Source organism: Secundilactobacillus silagincola (assembly GCF_002583405.1).
Taxonomy (GTDB): domain Bacteria; phylum Bacillota; class Bacilli; order Lactobacillales; family Lactobacillaceae; genus Secundilactobacillus; species Secundilactobacillus silagincola.
In genome coordinates, this window is record NZ_BCMJ01000006.1 from 112,489 (window position 1) to 134,482 (window position 21,994).

The following is a 21,994-nucleotide window of genomic DNA, read 5'->3' on the forward strand; positions in this document are numbered from 1 at the left end:
CATCTATTTAATTTTCCTTCAACGCTTCCACCATATCAACATGCTTCAGCTTCTGATGGGTCACCCACATCACAATTAGGGTAAACACTACCATCAGCAACGTAGCTACCACGTATCCTGGCCAGCGAATAATTACCGGGAAGACTACCTGGGACGTTGTCGCCTGATTCAAAATAAAGCTAAGCAATCCCCAGCCAGCACCATATCCCAAAATGATGCCGAAGATGGTCAGTAAAATATTCTCCCGTGAAACGTACATGGTCACTTCATTATCAAAGAAACCCAGCACTTTCACCGTCGAAAGCTCACGAATCCGCTCTGAAATATTGATATTAGTTAGGTTATACAACACCACGAACGATAGAACACCAGACAACAGGATCATGATTAACACAATGACGTTCATAGAACTGCTCATGGTCTTGATCGTGGTTTCCTGATCTGACGCGAAACTGGTTCCCAGTGCACCGCCGTGTTTCAGCAATTGTCTTGCCAGTTTATTTTGCTGCTGGCTGGACTGCTTGTTTAATTTAACGAACAGCGTATTTACTGCTGGTTTGGCATTAAAAGCATTGTGGTAGGCAGTTGGACTCATGTACGCAAAGACTCCCATGTAGTTCGGCGTCACTGCCACTACTTTTAAACGTGCCTTTTTACCTTTGGCAGTGGTAAAGCTGACATTGTCCCCCGCTTTAACGTCAAGCTGAGAGGCAATTTTTTTGCTGATTACCAACCCGCTTTTAGTGAGCGCATGACTTAACGTGACGTATTTCTTGAACTGTCGATTATCGTTCGGGGTAACTAGATTCACGTCACTGATTTGCTTGGTATTAGCTTTCACCTTACCAGTGGTCAGATTAACCTTTGTGGCGCCCTTATATGCATCCGACTGATTCAACACCCGCATCGCCTTTTGACTCTGACCATCATGGGCCAATGATACGGTAGCTGAATAGTGGAAGATTTGACCGTACTGCTGACTAGCAGTTGAACCGATTGAGTCATTAAGACCAAAACCGGTCAAAATCAACGCCGTCCCACCAGCAATACCAATAATCGTCATCCACATCCGGCTCTTGTACCGAAATAGGTTTCGGTAAGACACTTTCTGATTGAAACTCATCCGACGCCACAACGGTGTAATGCGTTCCATTAAGATCCGTTTCGCTGATTTAGGTGTTCTTGGCAACATCAGATCAGCGGGCTTTTCAGCCAACTCGCGACGAATCACAATCACTGCCGCGCCTACCGTTGCTAACAGCGAGAAGACAACCGCTAAAGCAATCACTGACCACATCACCGGCACTGAGGTGGTCAACGGAATACTCATGTGGTACATCGAAATAACAAGCCGAGGAAGGGTCACGTTTCCAATGGCACTACCTAGAATGGCACCGATTAAGCCGGCCATTAACGCATAGCTCAAATAGTTTTTAGCAATGGCCCACTTCGTATAGCCAAGCGCCTTGAACGTGCCGATTTGCCTTCGCGCTTCCTCCACCATCCGTGTGATCGTGGTAAAAGTAATCAACGCTGCAATGAGAAAGAAAAAGACTGGAAATACATTAGCAATGGCCGCAATTCGGTCCGAGGTGTCTCCAAATGATGTAAATCCTGGCAAGTCTTCGCGAGTCTGCCAAGTATAGGTCGTGTGTGCTTTAGCAGTAGCTTCTTTCAACGCTGCATTTAACTTCGCCTGATTTTCACTTAACGTTTGCGTTTGCTGCTGGAGCGCTGCTGAATTGCCAGTGGCCTGTTTTAACTGCGCTAACTGCTTAGATGCTTGCGTTAATTTTTGCTGTTGCGGCGCGAAGGAACGTTTTACCTCTGCTGATAGTTGCTGATTGCGTTCCTTAGCCCGCGGTTTAAAGGCAGCCTTTAATGCTGTCACTTTTTTATTTACAGCACTTTGATAGTCATCGTTAAACGAATTCATTGACTGCAATGACTTGAACCTCACCGTTAATACCGTTGCTGTTGGCAGGTTTAATTGCTGCGGTTTAATATACGCAAAATAACGAACCGTACCATCGCCAACGTTTGCTGAGCCACGGGTACTGTAATCGATGTACTGTGGTGAATCCGCAAAACCAACGATTTGATAAGCCTGTTGCTTAAGATCAGCTTGCTTGTTAAACCGATACGTGTCCCCTAGCCGGTAGCCATAATCACGTTTAGCCCGTTCGTCCAATACGATTTGATCTGCTGACTGGGGTAAATGACCGCTCCGTAGTTTCAGCTGATTCTGTTTCGCACCAGATTGATAGCCATATAATGCCACCACGTCTTCATCCTTGCCGCCAGTGACATACTTGAACTTGCTGGTTTCCGCTTGCACACCAGCAACTTGTTCAGCGGTTCGAACGTCTTTTGGGGTGAATCCAGTTGTGGAAAACAGTTGTACATCGCTTAAGTGCTCAGTTTTAACCGTATTATCCATGGAATCATTGAGACTAGGACCAGCAGCTTTAACCCCCACAAAGATCAGTGTTCCCAATAAAATAATCATAATAATGGCGATAAACCGCCCCTTGTTAGCAGCAATCTCACGCCACATGTTTTTAGTCATGGGTTTCATCCCGATCACCACTCAATCTGTTCAACGGGAACGGGTGTCGGATTATCTTCCACCGACCGCACCTGTGCATCGTTGATTCGGATGACACGGTCAGCCATTTTGGCGATGGCTGCGTTATGGGTGATGATCACCACCGTCTTATTATCGCGTTGACTGGCCGTTTGAAGCAGGCTCAGGACTTGTTTCCCGGTTTCAAAATCTAGGGCACCCGTTGGCTCATCACACAGGAGCAACTTGGGGTTCTTGGCTAGGGCTCGGGCAATGGCGACCCGCTGCTGTTCACCGCCGGAGAGTTGCGACGGAAAGTTATCTAGTCGATTGCCCAGTCCCACTTCACGTAACGTTTCTTCAGCATCCAACGCATCATCCACGATTGAATTAGCCAGTTCGACATTTTCCTTAGTCGTTAAGTTCGGAATCAGGTTATAGAATTGAAAAACAAACCCTACGTCGCTGCGACGGTACGCCGTTAGCTGACGATCGTTAAACTTTGCAATATCCACGCCATCGATCAAAACTTCACCGCTTGTTGGCGTATCCATACCACCCAAAATATTGAGCACCGTCGATTTCCCCGCACCACTAGGACCTAAAATCACGGTTAACTGTCCCTGTTCACACGTGAAATTTAATTTGTTATTGGCGATGATTTCAGTTTCGCCCATTTGATACTTCTTCGATTCGTTTTGTACTTCAATGTAACTCATGCATTCCACCTCGTTTAAGTTCTCTTGTATTGAGTATCGCTTGACCAACGCAGAAATTCAAGGTGGAATTTTATTGTGACTATCAAATATTGATCAATAGGAAAAAGGCTACAAGCCATCAATTTCGTACTGACAGCTTATAGCCCAATGTATATATTATAGAAGTTAATTTTGATAAAACCGCGGCAATCGTTCACTAAACCCACAGGCAATCTCATAATGGATCGTGCCACAGTAGTCAGCTATCTCTTGCAATGAAATTGTTTGACCATGATCTTCACCAACCAGTGTAACAAGCGTCCCTACTGGGTATTCATGCGGCAGCCGAATCATTAACTGATCCATACATATCCGCCCAATAATTTCACAATACTGACCGTCCACCAACACGTGAAAGCCTTGCAGTTGCCGTCTATACCCGTCAGCATAGCCAATCGGAACCGTTGCCACCCACTCGTCTTCCTGTGCCGTATAGGTAGCACCATAGCTCACTGATTGACCCGCTTTTAATGCTTTGACGAAAACCGCACGGGACTCCAGACGCATCGCTGGGTGCAAGACAAACGGCGGTTCCAGTTCGACCCCTGATGGATTTAAGCCATAACCGCCAACACCGAAGCGAATGAGGTTGCCGTTACAGGCATCATGCCACAAACTTGTGGCAGTGTTGGAGACGTGAACGTATTTTGGCCGATCAGGCACCACCGCCATGAAAACACGCCACTTCTTTAATTGTTGTTCAAAGTATTCCGTATCAGCCGAATCGGCTTTGGAGAAGTGGGTAAAAATGCCTTCAAATGTAAACTGCTCAGCCGTTTGAAGATACGCTACAGCCGCTGCCAACTGGGTAGACGTCTGAAACCCAATTCTACCCATTCCAGTATCAAGGCCTAGATGAACGGCTAATGGTGTGGTCACGTGCTCGTTTTCTAAAAAGCCTTGTGCAGTTTTCAGCCAAGTTAACGATCCCACTGTCGCGGAGATATGGTTGACGGCTAACAGTGCAGCGTATTGAGGCTCAGTAATGCCTAATACTAAAATCGGCTGATTAAACCCAGCTTCACGTAACGCTAGTGCCTCATCGAGGATTGCCACACAAAAGCCCGTAGCACCCGCACGCAATGCCGTAGCTGCCACTTGAAGCAGACCGTGTCCGTAAGCATTAGCTTTCACTACCATGAATAGCTCAGTTTTATCAGTTAATCTGGCCTTTTCATTTGCAATATTCTGATAAATTGCGGTTTGGTCAACCACGATTCGACTTGGTCGATGTTTGCCAATTACCATTTTACAAGACTTCCTTTAATGAAATTACCCATACTTTCAACTGTATCCAAATTTTTTTAAATCATTAGTTCGAAATAAAGCCATACTTTATCCTTCACGCCGTTTTGTTTGTACAGTGGATTGTCCGTGTAGCAGACTTTCAGGCGATAACAGCTGATCAAGCTGCTCTACTGATAACAGGTGTCTATCAAGAACAATTTCTCGCACGGAGCGCTCCTCGCTCAGTGCTTGTTTAATCACCGCCGTTGTCTTGGTATAACCCAAGATTGGTGAAAGTGCGGTCGCTATAATTGCTGAATGTTCAACATAACGTTGCGTCTTTGTTCGGTTAACTTGCAATCCATGCAGGCAGTTAGCAACTAAAGTCTGGATGCCCTTTTCGAGGTAAGTCTCACTCGCCAGTATGTCGCGAAACATAATTGGCTCAAAGGCGTTTAACTCAAGTTGACCACCTTGCGCGGCTAAGGTAACCGTGGTGTCGTTTCCGATAACTTCAAACGCAACTTGGTTCACCACTTCTGGGATAACTGGGTTGACTTTAGCTGGCATAATTGATGATCCTGCCTGTACTGCTGGCAACCGTAGTTCCGCTAATCCAGCTTGAGGGCCACTTCCGAGCAGTCGTAAATCGTTACAGAACTTAGATAAGTCAACTGCCAACGCTTTGAGCGCACCGGAAAAGACTACCGCAGTGTCACAGTTCTGAGTGGCATCAATCAAATCTGGAGCTGAAACGAGATTTAACTGTGTCAGCTGGTTGACCTGTCCCACAATGTGCGCTTGATAATAACTAGTGGCGTTAAGGCCAGTCCCAATCGCGGTACCACCTAAATTAACCACCGCTAAATCATCTCGCACAGCAGATAAACGTGCTAAATCACGCTTAAACATTGACCGATATGCCGTAAACGTTCGCCCATAAGTTGTAGGCACAGCATCTTCCAACTGTGTTCGGCCAATTTTCAGTACGTCCTTATTCTGCTCCGCGAGGTTTTCAAGCTCATCGAGTAAACCGTTGATTGCTTTCAGAAGAGATGGGAGCTTTTTTAACATTGCCATTTGACCAGCTGTTGGAAAGGTGTCGTTAGTTGACTGTGACTGGTTAACGTCATCGTTAGGATGAACGTGAACGCCAGGTGTCAATGCTTCTGCCAAGTGGGCAACAACTTCATTAACGTTCATATTAGCTGAAGTACCAGCACTGCCTTGGATTGCAGGCACAATAAACGCGTCTTGATGTCTGCCAAGCAACAGCTGATTGCATGCCGCGATAATGGCGTTAGCTTTGGCGGCCTTCAAGGTACCAGCTTGTTGGTTGACCTGTGCTGCCGCTTTTTTAATTTGGAGAAAGCTTTCGATAATTAAGGGATGGATCTTTTCCCTTGAAATAGGAAAGTTGTTCTCTGCACGCTTACTGTGAATACCATATAAAGCATCATCATCAATCGCTAACTTACCAATACAATCCTGTTCAATTCTCATGGCAATCTCTCCTGTCGTTTAATTTAAATAGTTTATGTCAGATATACTAACATCACAAAATATATCCTATACCTATTTAGAAATTAATCAATAGAATACTGCTAAAATAGGTGCTATGTTAGGTTTACCAATTTCAATCAATTAAACTAAATACCAATAAATCATGGTTTATCACGTTTTTAAATTGTGAATTCAATTAGATTCTATGTTACTAAACATGACATATGTTCGTTAAAAATACTTGAGTCTATTACATATTGTATCTAATCACCAGCGCCTCCCTTCAAGTGCCTATTGTTTCATGACATACTTAGCAAAATTGCTTTTCTAGTCTACTCACAAGATTCCAAGATGTTAGCTTACCGTCTCCTCTCCTTAAAATATTCACGTGCTGAATGGTCTTTTATCAAAAATGCATAATCAATTTTGTATTACTACCGTTTACAAGTAAACTTATGAACGTCACAATTTTGACCTTAAACTGATAATTTGCTTAGTTTCTACTCATGCGCAGAAGAATGATCAGTCTGCCACAGCAATGTGATAATCAGTCAATCTTTGGCGCTTTTAGGTAAGTATTTATTCATTTTAATTATGCATAATTAATTATTAGAAAACAATTTAATTAATTAAATCGTTTATAATCGCTTCTATGTCAGTCATTATAGCAACTATTAAATCCATTTTCTACATAAAATCTCATTTATTTTTAATTTTACTATTGAATTTTATTTCATTAGGTGATTAAATTAACATCAATGAAAAGGAGTGAGACTATGAACAAACAAGAAAATACAAATGCTGATGGGACGAAACGATCTCTATCTAATCGGCACGTTCAAATGATTGCACTCGGTGGCACAATTGGTACTGGTCTCTTCTTGGGTGCTAGTACGTCTATTACTAAAACTGGTCCTTCGATTATCTTGGTATATATGATTATTGGTATCTTTTTCTTTCTAATGATGCGTGGTATTGGTGAAATGCTGTATCAAGATCCCTCTCAACATACGTTCATTGCGTTTATTACTCGCTATCTGGGTCAACGAACGGGGTACTTTGCTGGCTGGACTTACTGGATTGGGTTGATTTGCGTGGGCATGGCCGAAATAACTGCCATTGCCAGTTACGTTCAATTTTGGTTCCCGCATCTCCCTGCTTGGTTGATTCAAATTAGTTTCTTGGTCATATTAACCAGCGTCAATTTAATCGCCGTACGCATCTTCGGTGAAGCAGAGTTTTGGTTCGCCATGATCAAAATTATTGCTATTCTCTCAATGATTGCGACAGGAATCATGATGTTACTGACACACTTTAAGACGCCAACAGGTCAAGTCAGTCTTGGCAACATTACAACTCATCTATCGCTATTTCCAAACGGTATTAACAGCTTCATCAGTGCCTTCCCGATGGTGTTCTTCGCCTTTTTAGGGATGGAATTCATCGGTATCACTACCGCTGAAACGAAGAATCCCCGTCACGTATTGCCAAAAGCAATCAATGAAGTGATTTACCGGATTCTGATTTTCTATATTGGTGCCCTACTTGTTATCATGTTGATTTATCCATGGCAAAGCTTATCAGCAAAGCAAAGTCCATTCGTACAAGTCTTTTCATTAGTTGGGCTTCGCGCAGCAGCTGCCATCATTAACTTCGTGGTTCTCACTTCAGCGGCATCATCACTGAACAGCATGATTTATTCGTCTGGCCGCCATTTTTACCAACTAGCCAGCGAATCTCATGGTCGCTTCATGAGCCATTTCAAAGGCATTTCTACACACGGTGTTCCTGCTCAGGGCATTTTGATTTCTGCGACGTTAATTTTGTTGGCTCCCGTTATTAGCGCTCTTCCCTACGTATCAAACGCCTTTAGTTTAATTACGTCTGCATCTAGTGACCTGTACCTGATCGTCTATTCACTCACCATAATTGCCCATTACCGATATCGTCAGTCAGCCGATTTTATGCCAGACGGATTTTTAATGCCAGCCTACAAAGTCTTCGATCCAATGCTGATTGTCTTCTTCATCGTCATCTATATCAGCTTGTTCTTTGATAGCAGTAACTGGCTTCCCGCTACAATGGGGATTCTATGGTGTGTCATCTTTGGCTTCTTCTCATCTAGAGAGCGTTCAACGGTGCCAACTGTACCGGTTGCTAACGATAAACTGCTTTAACCCCATTTGTTGCACAAAAAAGCACCAACTCGTAATTGAGTTGGTGCTTTTTTTAAATGTTCACGTTATCCGTTAAAGAAATTACTTCTTCAATGGAGTCCATTGCCATTTAGTGAATTCTTCAATGTCGCGACCTTCGTCACGAGTAATCTTGAAGTGTTTTGCTAAGATGTCATCCATCTTCTTGTCAAAGGCTTTACCGGCAGCTTCGTCGATAGCACCGTTAGCAATCAAGGTGTTAATAGCATCTTTAGCTTGGTTGAAACGATCAAGCTTAGAGTATACACGCATGTCGTATGCAGTAGTGATGTCACCATCTTCACGGTAACCATGAACGTGTGCACCAGTGTGTTGACGTTCGTAGAAGATTGATTCGATCAAGTCTTCGTAACCGTGGAAACCAAAGAGAACTGGAGTCCCTGATTGACCGAATAATGATTCGAACTTGTCATCTGACAATGAACGTTCTGCGTTCAGAGGGCCGTTCTTCTTTTGAAGACGTCCGAGTTCAACAACGTTGACATAACGCATCTTAACTGATGGGAATGCATCGTTGATCATGTCGATAGCAGCCAAAGTTTCGATAGTTGGTTCAACACCGGCTGAAGCAAAGACGATATCAGCATCTTCACCTTCAGCAACAGTTGAAGCCCAATCAATAGCCTTGATACCTTCAGTGGCTAATTCTTCAGCTTCATCGATTGAGAACCATTGTTGACGAGGTTGCTTAGAAGCAACGATGTGGTTAACCTTTTGACGGTCACGGAAAGCACGGTCAAAGACAGCTAACAAGGTGTTACCATCGGCTGGAAGGTATTGACGAATAAAGTCAGACTTCTTTTCAGCCAAGTGGGTAAGCATACCTGGGTCTTGGTGGGTGTAACCGTTATGGTCTTGTTGGAATACAGTTGAAGTTGAGATCAGGTTCAATGATGGGTAATCATTGCGCCATGGTTCAGCAGCAGCTTGACGGATCCACTTGAAGTGTTGAGTCGTCATTGAGTCAACTACTCGTAAGAATGATTCGTAAGAAGCGAAGATACCTTGACGACCAGTCAGAGTGTAACCTTCAAGCCAACCTTCAGCTTGGTGTTCTGACAATTGAGCATCTAAGATACGGCCTTCTGGGGCTTCGTATTGGTCATTAGGTTCCTTGACCTTGCTCATCCATTGACGGTTAGTCATGTCGAACATGCTCCAGAGACGGTTAGACATGGTTTCGTCAGGACCGAAGACACGGAATGAAGTTGGGTTCTTAGTAGCAACACCAGCAAAGAATGTTGACAGAACGTTCATATCCATGTTGCGGTTACCATCTGGTAATAAAGTCCCGCGGTTGTTTTCGTTGATGTCGTTAGCTAAGCTCTTCCAGTCAGGTAAGTTAAGCATAGCAGGCTTTTCGCCACGACGACGGCCACCGTTAGTAACAGGGTTGGCTGCCATACGCTTGTCACCCTTAGGTGCGAAGTCAGCAACTTCAGCCTTCAATGAACCATCAGTATTGAATAATTCTTCTGGCTTGTATGAGTTCATCCAAGCTTCGAATTCTGGTAATTCATCGAGGTTGTTTTGGCTCAAACCAAGTGGAACTTGGTGAGCACGGAATGAGTTTTCAATTGGTTCGCCGGCTGGGTTCTTCTTAGGACCGCCCCAACCTTTTGGCAAACGAGCGATAACAACAGGCCAAGCTGGAATAGTACCATCTTCGTACTTGCCGTTTTCGCGGGCATCTTTTTGGATTTGTTGGATATCAGCAATTGCTTGATCAAATAACTTAGCAGCTTTTTCGTGGTAAGTCATGTAATCATGGATATCATCGTTTTCAAGGAAACGAGGTGACCAGCCAAGACCTTCGAAGAACTTAGTGATGCTTTCATCACTCATCCGACTGAAGAGAGTTGGGTTGGAAATCTTGAAGCCGTTTAAGTCAAGAATTGGTAAAACGGCACCATCATTCTTAGGGTTCAAGAACTTGATTGAGTTCCAAGCAGTCATAGCAGGACCGGTTTCAACTTCACCATCACCAACAACAGTAAAGGCGATTTGGTCTGGGTTATCCAGAACGGCACCAGTTGCGTGTGAAAGTGAGTAACCAAGTTCGCCACCTTCATGAAGTGAGCCAGGAGTTTGAGCAGTCATGTGGGAACCAATTCCACCAGGGAATGAGAACCGCTTGTAAAGACGTGACATACCTTCAAGGTCCTGAGTAATTTCAGGGTAGGCGTCGGTGTAAGTACCGTCCAAGTATGAGTTAGTAACCATAACTTGGCCACCATGACCTGGGCCACCAATATAGAACATGTTCAAACCGTACTTGTTAATCAAACGGTTGGCGTGAGCATACAGGAACGTTTGTCCTGAAATGGTACCCCAGTGACCGATTGGCTTAACTTTGATGTCGTCCTTCTTGATTGGTGTGTCAGTAACTGAGAACAATGGGTTGTTCTTCAGGAAAATCATACCACCTGAAAGGTAGGTTGTAGCGCGCCACCAGGCGTCAACTTTTTCCAAGTATGACTTGGAATCATAATCTACTGCCATGAAATTATACACTCCTTCATTAAATAGCTTTACTTCTGACAACTAACGATAAATCGTTTTGGTCTTTTGCTTAGTTAATAATACCAATTCTCACCAAAAAGTCAACAACTTTTTAAATTGATACGGTCCAATTCATAAAAGTGTAAAAAATCTTTCATTTTCACGTTAAGCAAAATTGTGAAACCAGCTTGGTTTATCGTGCTTAAATCATACTATGGATGGAAGAAATGTGGTAGTTAATTTTCAATTAATTCATGGATTTCTTCCATAATTGAATTTCCATCATTTTACAGGGCAAGAAAATTTACACCATCAAAAAAGTCGTGAGAATTAATCCCACGACCATTTTTAACTTCAATAATGATTCAAATCATTCAATTTAACGATATTAAGCCTCAACTTTAGGTTTACGGTTTTTAAGTAACGTGATGGCGATGATAAAGCCAACCAGCGCAATTCCCATCAAAATCGCATACGCAGCATTAATTCCAGCCGCAGTGGTCTGCTTACCTCCAGAAATCTGTGCGGCAACCGCTAATAACCCTGTTCCAATAATCGTGCCCAACATCTGTCGGCCAGAAACAATGATGGCATTACCATGACTCACCTCAGCCACTGACAAATCGCTTTCGGCAAAGGGAATCAGCGGTGTCATGATCATCGACATGCCAAAACTCAACAAGAGATAACACGTGCCAGCAAACCAAATCGAACTCGTCGAATGTAATAAAAAGGTCAAACCGGCAGCTCCCAAAACAATGCTAACCGTGCCACAAATACCAATCAGTCTCGGACCTTTGTGATCCAGCAGCCAGCCACTGATTGGGTTGGAAATGAGATGTGAAAGAGCTGCTGGCAACATAGCTAACCCAGCAATCGTAGCCGAATAGCCCAATACAGTTTGCAGCATCAGTGGCACCAGCATCACATCCGTCATATTCACCGCGTACCCAAGAATAATCAGGGTAATGGTCACAGAAAAGCGCCGACTCTTAAAAACACGTAACTGTAAGAATGGCGAAGAGACATGGAACTGTCGGTAACCGAAAACAATCAGAATAGCTAACCCTACTAATATCTCACCGACATTTGTGGCAGACACGCCAATCATTAAAACCGAAAAACCTACCGAATATAGTACTGCCGAAATGACATCTAAAGTTTCGTTAGTTGTTTCTCCCACATTGTGAACCAGCTTTAAACCAATCAGTAGCGCTGCCAAGGCCATCACTAGCATCAAAATAAAAATCGACTCAAAGCCAAATGAGTCGTTAAGAATACCAGCTACAGTCGGTCCAATGGCGGGTGCAAATGCCAACACGATACCAATCATCGCAAAAGCACTCCCCTGCCGATTTTTGGGATAACTATTCATCAAGACTACCTGAGTCAACGGCAACATCACACCTGCGCCAACGCCCTGAATCAGGCGTCCAAATAATAGGACTGGGAAATTAGGTGCTAATAATGAAACAACGATTCCCACGGTAAACAAAGACATCGTTGTTAAAAATAAACGTCTAGTAGGAATTCGGTTGATCAGAAAAGCAGTGAAGGCTGAGACAATACCCAGAATCAGAATATAGCCCATCGTTAACCATTCACCTGTCGCTTCACTGATATTATATGCCCGAGAAATTTGCGGCACACTTGCTGTCATCAGGCTCTGACCCAAAGAAGATAAAAAAGCCCCAATCATCAGCGGCACGACCATGTGCTGCGACCCTTGTTTCGTCTTGCTCATACCAATTCTCCATTCTCTTGGCAACACTTGCGTACTGTCTTATTTTTAAAAGTTTAACTATCCAATTATAGTGATTAAATCAATTGCAATCAAACTCGAACGGCTGGCAATGACCGATTTAATGAGGAATACACGATTAAGTGATAGATAAAATTAATTGACAATTATCAATCATTGACTATACTATACTGTCATAGGCAATTAATATGAACAATTAGTTTTGAGAGGAAGTCATCATTAATGTTATTTGAAGAAAAGCGACCAGAAACCCATAACGCGCAAGAAATGCTAGATAAGTACCAAATCACAGAATTAGTTCACTACGAACGATACGCCCGTGACTACGGTCTTTGGGATGGTATGGCCACCTGCTATACCGATGACGCTACCATTGAGATTTCTTGGTATAAAGGACCAATTAAGGGCTTCTTAGAGGCTTCCAAACCTGGTCCAGATGCCCAAACAGACTCCTTGCCGGCACACAAGATGCATGAAACTCTTGTCTGGCTCAACGGTGATAAAGCTGTGGCCGTAGTTGTCACCACCATGACAGGCCGGACACCGGTTCAGGGACAAACGATGGATAATTTAATTTACGTTCGCTTGGTTTACTCCCTGAAACGAGTAAACGATGAATGGAAGATCTACTCCATGACACCCGTTTACGAACGCGACACGCTGCTACCCGTTACGCCTAAGGATATTAAACCGGTTAAAGGCGCACGTGACAGTTATAAGAATCTAGCCATCGTTTTGAAAGATCTCGGTGCTAAAACCAGCGATGATTTACCTGGTCTGGATCAGCCAGCCAGTGTTCAAAAATTTCTTGGTGGCGTTCAAGACTGGTTTGAAAAGAAGGCGTAACCTAGTATGACTAAAATAATTACGGTTGAAGAACATTTCGAGATCGATCCTGGTCAGTCAGCACCTAAAGCCAAACAGGAATCTAAAGTCGACCCTAAAGGCCCACAAGCTAACATAGTAGATCAGTATCTGCATAGCTTTGACAAGCGCCTTGAATACATGGACAAATACAATATCGACATGCAGGTCGTCTCCAATACTGGCGGACCAATGCTGGCAGGTTCTAAGGAACAAGCTGTTACCAATTCCCGCCAAATCAACGATTTATTAGGCAGTGAAATCAAGAAGCACCCGACCCGCTTCGGTGGTTTAGCAACGTTGCCGGTTAACTATCCAGAAGCAGCCGCAGAAGAATTGGAACGTGCCGTCACTCAGTTAGGTATCAATGGTGCCATCATTGGCGGCTTAGCAAATGATCATTTCCTAGATGAGCCGCAGTACTTCCCCATTTTTGAAACGGCTGCCAAACTAGATGTGCCAATTTACCTCCATCCAGGCATGGTCAGAGAATCCGAGCGCAAAATGCTTTACCACAGTCCCTCATATTCAGACCAAGTTGGCGATATGATTGCCCTAGCCGGTTGGGTCTGGCACATGGAGCAAGGCATCCAGATGATGCACTTAATCCTCTCAGGTATTTTCGATAAATTGCCTAACCTGAAATTGGTGTCGGGTCACTGGGGTGAATTCGTACCCTACTTTCTAGAACGACTGGACGAGTTTACTGGTATGACAGAAACTCATTTGGACCGTAAATTCTCCGAATACTACCGCAACAACGTCTACGTCACCGCGTCAGGCATGTTTACCCAGCCGCAAATGGATTTAGCCTTAGCTGAAATGGGGCCTGATCACGTCCTTTGGGCAGAAGACTTTCCTTATCTCAGACGTGAAAACCAAGTGGCTGACTTCTTGGAACAAGCACCCATCACACAAGATGTTCGTGAAAAAATTGGTCATGAGAACAGCGAAAAACTATTTAAATTAAACTAACTAAAGTGGCTGTGACGTAAGTCTATATTGGTAAGTATTTCAATCAATTTTTAGCCAGAATTAGTGGTTACTGTACTTTGGTTCTATATGTCAGCATCGTCTAATTACGTGCCAAAACTCAGATTCCGGCCATTTAACGCAAATAAGGCCTATTCCGCAAGGACCGCGGAATAGGCCTTATTCACGTTAAATTCTGGAATCTACCGAGTTTTGGCACAGCTTGTTTTAATCATCATTTTCAACCGTCAATACTTTGCCCGATTGAGCATCCAGCTTAACCTGGGTTTCTTGCCCCTGCTTTTCAAATTGAACTTCCCAGTAAGTCTGTTCACTTTCTTTATCGAGTGAAGCCTCGGTTGCCGTTTGTCCCTTAGCTTTCGACTGAGCAATCGTCACTGCCCGAGTCAAGCCAATCAAGTTATTCAGATCCAGTGCATCCTGCCGTTTTACACCGTTAGCTTCATCTGCGTCCAGGCGCTCACTTCTCTTAGAAATGACCTTGCCGCTATCCGCATCTAATTTAAGGGTATGTTCACGACTATCATCCACACCCTCTATTTCATATTGAAACCGCCCCAGCTCACGTTCAACTGACAGGTCGGTAATCTCAGATTTAGGAAAGGTTTGCTGATAGGCCTTAATAGCGGTGGTCACCGGCACTTTAACCTGACCCACATCATCATGAGTCGCTGCTTGACTGGCACTTTGCGAACTACTGCTTGATACACTAGAAGACGACGTACTATCCTGATTAGACTGTGAACGACTATTAGAACTACATCCCACCAGCATCAATGAAGCGAATGAGACTGCAAGCGCAACTTTAAGGTTCATCGGTAACATCCTTCCTGTTAAATGGCAAAGTGGTTATCGGTTAACTTCATCAAACAAATATCTACACTTTCAGTTTATCTATAAAATTGACGGAATTCAACGAATCCATACCGTAACTTGAATCAGTTCAAACTCATTGATTGACTTTAGCAGCAGCACCAACATACGCGTTTATTTCAGCATCTGTAGGATAAACGCCCTTCTTTTTAACGACACCATCGACCATTGTGATTGGTAAACAACTCATGCCATCCGTCTTCAGCAGTTTCGCCACTTGTTGATTCCGCACGAATGCGTTTGGGTTTTGAGCTAAATTACGGCGAACAATCATTGCCTTGTGACTATGATTCACCGACCGGGTAATTGCCGTTAAACGCACGAGATTTTGATCCACACTAGGACCGCATAACCCAGCGGGACAGCACATTGCAGGTTCAAAAATTTCAATTTTCTTCATGTTATTCACGTCCTTTGCTTAAACTGTTAAGTTAATCTTTTCGAAATTTGGCTGCCATTTTTCAACGGCGTAATGCCCCTTAGAAACTGATTTAACTTTCTCAATCCACTGCGTTTCACTGTTAGCACGCGCCTGTAAAACGGGATTAGTGGTCCGCGTTGCGAGTAAACTTTGGTTAACGATCCACCATTTATGCGGCATCTTGGCACGGTCTAAGTCGTCGTTTAATCGCAATGACTCGTAGATTGGCGTCGTTTCGGGCAACGTCACAGTGATAATTTCAGTCTGGCTGGCATCCTGTAACCGTGGCAGCAAGTCCAGCACAGATTGCGGCACTTCACCGGTAGTTCGTTTCACCTCTTCGGCGTAGTTTTCAGTGGAGTTCAGTAACAATAACGTGTGACCAGTAGGTGCCGTATCGATGATGACCACTTCACTATCGTTTTGGGCGACAACTTCGGCAAATGCCCTAAATACCGCAATCTCTTGCGTGCAAGGTGACCGCAAGTCTTCAGCAATGTAGTCAACGTCATCCGCCGACATGGTTTGCTTAGCCTTTGAAAGTACTTCGTTTTGATAAGCCTTCAACACCTGCTGTTCATCGATGTGACTGACAGTAATCGCCGGATCATCGATTTGAAACAGTGACAGGTGATCAGCTGGGTCAGTGGTTGCGAGATGAACCGTTTTCTGGTGAGCAGCCAACTTTTTAGCTAATTGGACCGCAACCGTTGTTTTACCGACACCGCCCTTACCCATGGTGAAGATGATTTTCTTCTTCGTTTTCAATAAATCAGCGACCACGCTATCAATTGATGGAAAATCAGCTTGATTGACCGGCTGCACCTTGATAACTGGCTGCTGATCTTGCAGCAACGTTCGAATATTATCTAATCCCATGATGTTGTACGCCCGAAGTGGGACTTCGGCTACCGGTAACTGCTTTAATTTTTCCGGCATGTTTTCCAAGTCTGCTTGCTGACGATCATAGATGTTCTGCGAAGGTTCATCGGTCGGTTCTTCAAGTACACCGTTAATAATCAGTTTTTGATTTGTCATCCCGATTTGAGCAAGCTCATCCGCAGCCCGTCTGGTTTCTACTAACGAAGCTCGTTGCGGTCTGGTGACTAACAATAATGTGGTTAACATGCCGTCATTGAGTGTTGCCACTGCTTTTTCATAGGTGGCTTTTTGATCACCTAAACCCGCAAGCTGTCCCAGACAAGAAGCCCCTTCGTGATTTTGGTCCAAGTAGTTGCTCCAAGCAGAAGGCAGTTGCAGCATCCGCAACGCATGTCCAGTAGGCGCTGTGTCGAAAATAATGTAGTCGTATTTTTGATCGATCGTTGGGTCCGTCAGAAATTTGGCGAATTCGTTAAATGACGCAATCTCTACCGTACATGAACCCGATAGTTGTTCTGACATATTTTGAATGGCCGCGTCCGGCAACACACCACGGTATGGACCAACCACACTTTCACGATACTCATTAGCCGCAACGATTGGATCAAAATTGGCGGCATCTAACCCCGTCACGCCAGGAATCGGCTGTGGCTGATTAGTGAGTTTAGTTTCAAATACGTCTTGTAAATTACTTGCCGGATCAGTCGAAACGATCATCACTTGCTTGCCAGCATCCGCCAACTGAACAGCAGTAGCCGTTGCCATAGTAGTTTTGCCAACACCGCCCTTACCCGTAAAAAATAAATAGTGGGTTAATCCAGCTGTTGATGGCTGATATAGTGTCATAAAATCACCTCCGAATAGATATTCAGGAAAGCGCTTTCATTAAACTGCTTAAATGTCCGTTACGCTTTACCTTAAGTATAGGGGGGAATTTCGCGAACGTCAAAAAGAGTGCGCGACAAACCTCGGTAGCTGCCAGGATTCAACACAAAAACTGCGTATTCCGTTGCACTTTGTCGGAATACGCAGTTTTTGTAATTTATGTCATAGTTTTAATTTGTTGCCCTTGCCAATCTGCGCGTTAAGCTATTTTGAGTCGCGGCAACTTGCTGCTGATCTGCAAAATCAATTTTTGAAACTTGCACGTAACGCCGACTGTAAAACAACCACATCAAGATTAGAAGTCCTACTAGTATACTAAACAAGACACCGGCTTGCAGCCACGCCGAGTTATGATACATCATCAAGGTTTTACGTAATCCTTCCACGGCATAAGTCATTGGTAACCAGTCGTGAATGTCCTCAAAGAAATGACTGGAAAGCTGGATTGGATACGTTCCACCCGAACCACTCAGTTGGACTACCAATAACACCATGCCTAAGAACGAGCCAATTTGCGCGAAGACCAGGTTAAGCAGCGTTACCAACGCCATGGCAACCAATGCCCACAGCCAAATGACGCCAAACGTGCTTAGCATATGAAGTGGTCTTAATCCATCCATAGCGCATAACAATGTGAAGTCCAAAATACTTTCCAAAAATGTAAATGGTCCCCAAATACTCATCTTGCTGAGCATCCAGTCAAAGCCCGACTTTGGATAAGCTTTGGGCAAATACATGTTATACATCAAATTGAGTGCAATGGCCCCCACGAACAGCGAAACAGCGATCATATAAGGTGCCATGGATGTCCCGTTATTCGGCACTTTATCCAGTTCAGTGTGAGCCGCTTTGACTGGCTGAGAGACTTGCTGATATGTCTCGTTGTTGGGATTAACGTCAGCTTTTTTTGCTGCGTTACCAAGCGTAGTTGACAGTTTCTGAGCGCCACCGGTAACTTGATTGATGCCACTACCTAACTTTTTGGAGCCAGTAACTAATTGCTTCGTGCCACTAGCCAGTTGCTGATTACCATTAGTGATCTTTGCTGAACCATTAGCTAAGGTTTGACCACTGTGTGCCAGCGTTCCGAGACCGTTTCCTACCGCTGCACTACCGGCCGTTAACTGCTTCGTGCTAGAAACCACCGTTGGCATTTGACTGTTAAATTGACTCATCCCACTGCTGAGTGTTCCTGCACCGTTTTGCAAAGATTGTCCAGACTGAGCAAATTTAGTCGTATTAGTGGCTAATGATGCAGAGCCGTTGGCAACCTGGTCCACACCATTTACTAAAGCGGGCGTTTGCTTGGCTAATTCAGCAGTACCAGCATTCAATTTCCCAGCTGACTTCGACACTGATTCTAAGTTAGTCGTGAGGCTAGCTGAACCGGTCGCAATCTGCGTCAATGCACTATTTTCAGCAGTCTGCTGAGCCTTTAATTTGGTCAAATCAGTCGATAGTGCTGCCGTTGTGCTACTGCTTGGCATTGAACGGGTCAGCTCAGAGACCGCACTGTTGACTGCATTCATTGCCGAAGTAATCGCTGCCGTATCCATCTTTTGATGATCACTATTTTTGACCGTTGCCAGCATGGCCGACTTTTGAGCTGGGGTTAATTTTTGCTGATCCGCTGCAGCGCTAACCTTGCTGCTAAGCTCACTATCACTGCTATTACCGTTATTAAGTCCATCCACGGCTCGTTGAAGATCAGCTAGTGACCGATTTAACGACTGGCCTGCCTGACTATTGCTGTTTAAGCCGGCGACTTCTTTAGACAGTGAATTTAACTGTGACTGCATCACTGCGGTATTGGCTGAGCTGCCGTCAGACAATTGCTTAGTCGCAGCACTTAACTTCTGACTGCTGGTGCTCAACTGACCAAGTCCGTTAGTCATGGCCGTCATACCGCTATTAAGCTGCGCAGTACTACTGCCCATCCCACTGACACTACTATTTAATTTCTGAACACCATCGTTGAGCTGATGACTACCGTTTCGAATCTGACCTGCTACAGCGACGTACTTGTCCACACCACCGTTAAGATCAGTTGCCCCAGAAGTTAATCTATTGGAAGCTGCCTGTAATTTTTGCCCCGCTGATTCAAACTTGGTTAGTCCGGCAGTGACCTTTTGGTTGCCCGTCTGAGCTTTCTCAACACCATTCACGTATTGTTCCAGACCGTTAGTCACCTTTTTACTACCATCCGCCAACGTCAGCGAGCTGCTAGCAACCTTATTCAGATTCTTCGTAACCGTTGCGTTACCGTTTTTTAGCTGCTGACCGCCACTGGCCATTTTACCGTTAGCTGTACCAGCAGTTTTTAAGCCACCGTCCAGTTTTTTAACCGAACTAAATAAGGTCTTGGCATAAGTAGCGGTTACTTCGTGATCAACTTGATCCTTGATTTGACCAGCCGCGGAAGTTGTCATCTTTGAAGCAGTGTAGTTATGTCCTGCGCTGGTCGTATAGTCTAGTTGCATCCGTTTTGGGTGACTCGCCATTAATGTCGTTGCATTCTTGGAAAATGATTTCGGCACGGTAATTACCATATAGTATTTTCCGTGCCGAAGACCTTGCTGCGCTTGCTGTTCACTGGATAAAACTTTGAAATCAAGGGCGTCAGACTTCTTTAGATTCTTGGTCAACGACTTCCCCACCGCCAACTGCTTACCTTGATAGTTAACACTGTGATCTTGGTTAACCACTGCTACTGGTAAGCGACTCATCTCACCATATGGATTCCACATACTTCTTAAAAAGGTCACGGAATATATGGTTGGAATGAGTGCCACGACGATTAAAACAATCATCATGAATTTGTGCTGCTTAATATATTGCCACTCTGCTTTGATCACGACTAATTTCTCCCTCATACTTGAATATTCTCTAATGCCGGTTCATAATTTTGACTAATTACCAGCTGTGCATTAAGCCATACTAAACATCCATAATAATTTTGACAACATCAGAGAATAACAGTTTGTGGCATATGCCACAGATTACCGATTTTTGAGTATTAGGGAGGAAATTTTTCATGAATTCAAATCCAGATAAGCGAGCCCAACGAACAGAAAAAGCCATTCAGGATGCCTTTGAACGTTTAATATCAACCATGCCGTTAGCAGATATCACCGTCACCCGACTGACCCAAGAAGCAGACATTAACCGCAAAACCTTTTACCTTCACTACAATTCGATTGAAGATCTATTGAACGGTCAAGTAGATAACATTTCTCACCAAATGTTATCAATCCTATCAATCAAGCCCATGAAAGAAATCTATTCCGACCCAGGATTCTTTTTCGACCAATACAGTAAATTAGTCTTAAAACACCATTCGGTTGCCCGGGAACTGACTTCTTCCAACGAATACGCCCCCTATATGCGCAAAATTGGTGATAGAATAGCAGAATCCCTGACAAATCGAGTAAAACAGTCATTTCCCATGAGCGATAAGGACGCGACCATTGTGGCTTATTTTCTGATTCATAACACTCTGTCACTATTTCAGCTTTACTTACAGGAACCGAATACAATGACCATTGATGAACTGCGAGAATACATCATCCGCTTAAATATGCAGGGGTTAAGCACTTTTTCCAAGCTGGAATTGAAGCCATAATCAGACAAATAATCCCTTATGTATTGATTTCCTGATTAGAGAGCGACTTAGTGGTACAGCTGAAGTGATTGTTTTAAAATGACGGCAAATTAGAGTCCTTTTACTACTGTCATTTAACAAGGAGGTACCACCTTATGTTTAACTGGGAAACTTTCGAACCCGCCGAATATCAGCGTTCAGCAACCCCTTCACTGGTCAAATTAACCACTCGTAGCTACATCACAGCAGAGGGCCGCGCGCAGACTCACACCACAGATGACACGTTTGTTCTTTTAGCTGAAGCGGTCCATAAGATAGCTGCAATCATTGCTGACAGCCAAAATATTGGCATTGAGGTGGCGGGCTTCAAGGAATACCGGCCGTATCCGATTCAAGCAGTTTGGACCGTTGGCGGTATCGATGAAGCCTTTAAGATTTGGCTCAAACAACCGTTATTCATCCACCAAGAAACCTTCGACGCCGCCAAAAAATATGCCAATCTCGAATCAGGACTTGCGGATCAAATCCACTTTGAACAGTTAGCTGAAGGAACTGAGATTCAAGCAACTGGCAGCGGCGAAATCGGTTCTAAAGCCAAAACGCTGCAAACGCTAAACGCTGCTATTGAAGAAAACGGTTATCAGCGCACCCATCTCGACACCTACCGCGAACTGTATTTAGATGGCCTGCCATTCTCGGAGAAAACTGATGTGCTATTTCGTTTGGAAATCGATCCTGCTATCGGTGATCCCAATGCCAGCGTGATTAATTGAATTAGTTCAAAAGCAACATTCGTCTTAAAATAGGACAAATTATTCCGAAAGTACCATCTAAAATATAATATTAATATCTTATAGATAGCATAATAAATTAATAAGCATTCTTCTGGGCATCACCTATCGCCACTTGTTATGATGGAATCACATAGAAAGGTGGTGATA

Annotated in this window: 15 protein-coding genes; 5 read left to right on the plus strand and 10 right to left on the minus strand. The window is 44.0% G+C overall.

Annotated features, from left to right (window positions below):
• Positions 1-7 precede the first annotated feature (7 nt).
• The 4 genes from CES82_RS08510 to CES82_RS08525 all read right to left on the minus strand — a co-directional run bounded on the left by CES82_RS08510 (position 8) and on the right by CES82_RS08525 (position 6,054).
• Positions 8-2,578, minus strand: a complete 2,571-nt coding sequence (locus CES82_RS08510; RefSeq protein WP_098825400.1) for an FtsX-like permease family protein — start codon at positions 2,576-2,578, stop codon at positions 8-10.
• Positions 2,579-2,583: 5 nt separating this feature from the next.
• Positions 2,584-3,285, minus strand: a complete 702-nt coding sequence (locus tag CES82_RS08515) for an ABC transporter ATP-binding protein (RefSeq protein WP_098825402.1) — start codon at positions 3,283-3,285, stop codon at positions 2,584-2,586.
• Positions 3,286-3,450: 165 nt separating this feature from the next.
• Positions 3,451-4,572 (minus strand): alanine racemase, encoded by a 1,122-nt coding sequence (alr, locus tag CES82_RS08520; protein ID WP_098825404.1) that lies wholly within the window; start codon positions 4,570-4,572, stop codon positions 3,451-3,453.
• An 87-nt stretch (positions 4,573-4,659) separates the two neighbouring features.
• Positions 4,660-6,054, minus strand: a complete 1,395-nt coding sequence (locus CES82_RS08525) for an aspartate ammonia-lyase (protein WP_098825406.1) — start codon at positions 6,052-6,054, stop codon at positions 4,660-4,662.
• Positions 6,055-6,830: 776 nt separating this feature from the next.
• On the opposite strand from CES82_RS08525, the gene CES82_RS08530 reads away from it, so the two are divergent.
• The gene (locus CES82_RS08530) at positions 6,831-8,231 is read left to right on the plus strand and encodes an amino acid permease (protein WP_098825407.1); all 1,401 of its coding nucleotides are present in this window, start codon (positions 6,831-6,833) and stop codon (positions 8,229-8,231) included.
• Between the two features lie 81 nt (positions 8,232-8,312).
• Here CES82_RS08530 and CES82_RS08535 read toward each other — a convergent pair whose 3' ends face one another.
• Both CES82_RS08535 and CES82_RS08540 read right to left on the minus strand, forming a co-directional pair.
• Entirely contained in the window at positions 8,313-10,772 is a 2,460-nt protein-coding gene (locus CES82_RS08535; RefSeq protein WP_098825409.1) for a phosphoketolase family protein, read from the minus strand.
• Between the two features lie 388 nt (positions 10,773-11,160).
• Positions 11,161-12,516 (minus strand): MFS transporter, encoded by a 1,356-nt coding sequence (locus CES82_RS08540; RefSeq protein WP_098825411.1) that lies wholly within the window; start codon positions 12,514-12,516, stop codon positions 11,161-11,163.
• Positions 12,517-12,756: 240 nt separating this feature from the next.
• Between CES82_RS08540 and CES82_RS08545 the strand changes: the two genes are divergently transcribed.
• The gene (locus CES82_RS08545; protein ID WP_098825413.1) at positions 12,757-13,380 is read left to right on the plus strand and encodes a nuclear transport factor 2 family protein; all 624 of its coding nucleotides are present in this window, start codon (positions 12,757-12,759) and stop codon (positions 13,378-13,380) included.
• A gap of 6 nt (positions 13,381-13,386) precedes the next feature.
• Positions 13,387-14,373, plus strand: coding sequence for an amidohydrolase family protein (locus tag CES82_RS08550; RefSeq protein WP_098825415.1), 987 nt, complete (start codon positions 13,387-13,389; stop codon positions 14,371-14,373).
• A 225-nt stretch (positions 14,374-14,598) separates the two neighbouring features.
• Here CES82_RS08550 and CES82_RS08555 read toward each other — a convergent pair whose 3' ends face one another.
• The 4 genes from CES82_RS08555 to CES82_RS08570 all read right to left on the minus strand — a co-directional run bounded on the left by CES82_RS08555 (position 14,599) and on the right by CES82_RS08570 (position 20,307).
• Positions 14,599-15,207 (minus strand): PepSY domain-containing protein, encoded by a 609-nt coding sequence (locus CES82_RS08555; protein WP_180245708.1) that lies wholly within the window; start codon positions 15,205-15,207, stop codon positions 14,599-14,601.
• Positions 15,208-15,340: 133 nt separating this feature from the next.
• Positions 15,341-15,664 carry an arsenite efflux transporter metallochaperone ArsD gene (arsD, locus tag CES82_RS08560; RefSeq protein WP_098825419.1) on the minus strand — a complete coding sequence of 108 codons (324 nt, stop codon included), beginning with the start codon at positions 15,662-15,664 and terminating at the stop codon, positions 15,341-15,343.
• An 18-nt stretch (positions 15,665-15,682) separates the two neighbouring features.
• Positions 15,683-17,413: an arsenical pump-driving ATPase gene (arsA, locus tag CES82_RS08565; RefSeq protein WP_098825421.1), complete on the minus strand. Its 1,731-nt coding sequence runs from the start codon at positions 17,411-17,413 to the stop codon at positions 15,683-15,685.
• 209 nt (positions 17,414-17,622) lie between these two features.
• Positions 17,623-20,307, minus strand: coding sequence for a YhgE/Pip domain-containing protein (locus tag CES82_RS08570; RefSeq protein WP_180245709.1), 2,685 nt, complete (start codon positions 20,305-20,307; stop codon positions 17,623-17,625).
• A 179-nt stretch (positions 20,308-20,486) separates the two neighbouring features.
• On the opposite strand from CES82_RS08570, the gene CES82_RS08575 reads away from it, so the two are divergent.
• The gene (locus CES82_RS08575; protein WP_098825425.1) at positions 20,487-21,074 is read left to right on the plus strand and encodes a TetR/AcrR family transcriptional regulator; all 588 of its coding nucleotides are present in this window, start codon (positions 20,487-20,489) and stop codon (positions 21,072-21,074) included.
• A 134-nt stretch (positions 21,075-21,208) separates the two neighbouring features.
• On the plus strand, positions 21,209-21,826 hold the full coding sequence (locus CES82_RS08580) for a hypothetical protein (RefSeq protein WP_098825427.1): 618 nt from the start codon (positions 21,209-21,211) through the stop codon (positions 21,824-21,826).
• Positions 21,827-21,994: the final 168 nt, after the last annotated feature.

Bases quoted from the DNA above. Each gene is read 5' to 3' on its own strand.
- arsA (WP_098825421.1), bottom strand. From the start codon at position 17,413: ATGACACTATATCAGCCATCAACAGCTGGATTAACCCACTATTTATTT.
- alr (WP_098825404.1), bottom strand. From the start codon at position 4,572: ATGGTAATTGGCAAACATCGACCAAGTCGAATCGTGGTTGACCAAACC.
- CES82_RS08580 (WP_098825427.1), top strand. From the start codon at position 21,209: ATGTTTAACTGGGAAACTTTCGAACCCGCCGAATATCAGCGTTCAGCA.
- CES82_RS08575 (WP_098825425.1), top strand. From the start codon at position 20,487: ATGAATTCAAATCCAGATAAGCGAGCCCAACGAACAGAAAAAGCCATT.
- CES82_RS08550 (WP_098825415.1), top strand. From the start codon at position 13,387: ATGACTAAAATAATTACGGTTGAAGAACATTTCGAGATCGATCCTGGT.
- CES82_RS08530 (WP_098825407.1), top strand. From the start codon at position 6,831: ATGAACAAACAAGAAAATACAAATGCTGATGGGACGAAACGATCTCTA.
- CES82_RS08555 (WP_180245708.1), bottom strand. From the start codon at position 15,207: ATGAACCTTAAAGTTGCGCTTGCAGTCTCATTCGCTTCATTGATGCTG.
- CES82_RS08510 (WP_098825400.1), bottom strand. From the start codon at position 2,578: ATGAAACCCATGACTAAAAACATGTGGCGTGAGATTGCTGCTAACAAG.
- CES82_RS08515 (WP_098825402.1), bottom strand. From the start codon at position 3,285: ATGAGTTACATTGAAGTACAAAACGAATCGAAGAAGTATCAAATGGGC.
- CES82_RS08540 (WP_098825411.1), bottom strand. From the start codon at position 12,516: ATGAGCAAGACGAAACAAGGGTCGCAGCACATGGTCGTGCCGCTGATG.
- CES82_RS08545 (WP_098825413.1), top strand. From the start codon at position 12,757: ATGTTATTTGAAGAAAAGCGACCAGAAACCCATAACGCGCAAGAAATG.
- CES82_RS08535 (WP_098825409.1), bottom strand. From the start codon at position 10,772: ATGGCAGTAGATTATGATTCCAAGTCATACTTGGAAAAAGTTGACGCC.
- CES82_RS08525 (WP_098825406.1), bottom strand. From the start codon at position 6,054: ATGAGAATTGAACAGGATTGTATTGGTAAGTTAGCGATTGATGATGAT.
- arsD (WP_098825419.1), bottom strand. From the start codon at position 15,664: ATGAAGAAAATTGAAATTTTTGAACCTGCAATGTGCTGTCCCGCTGGG.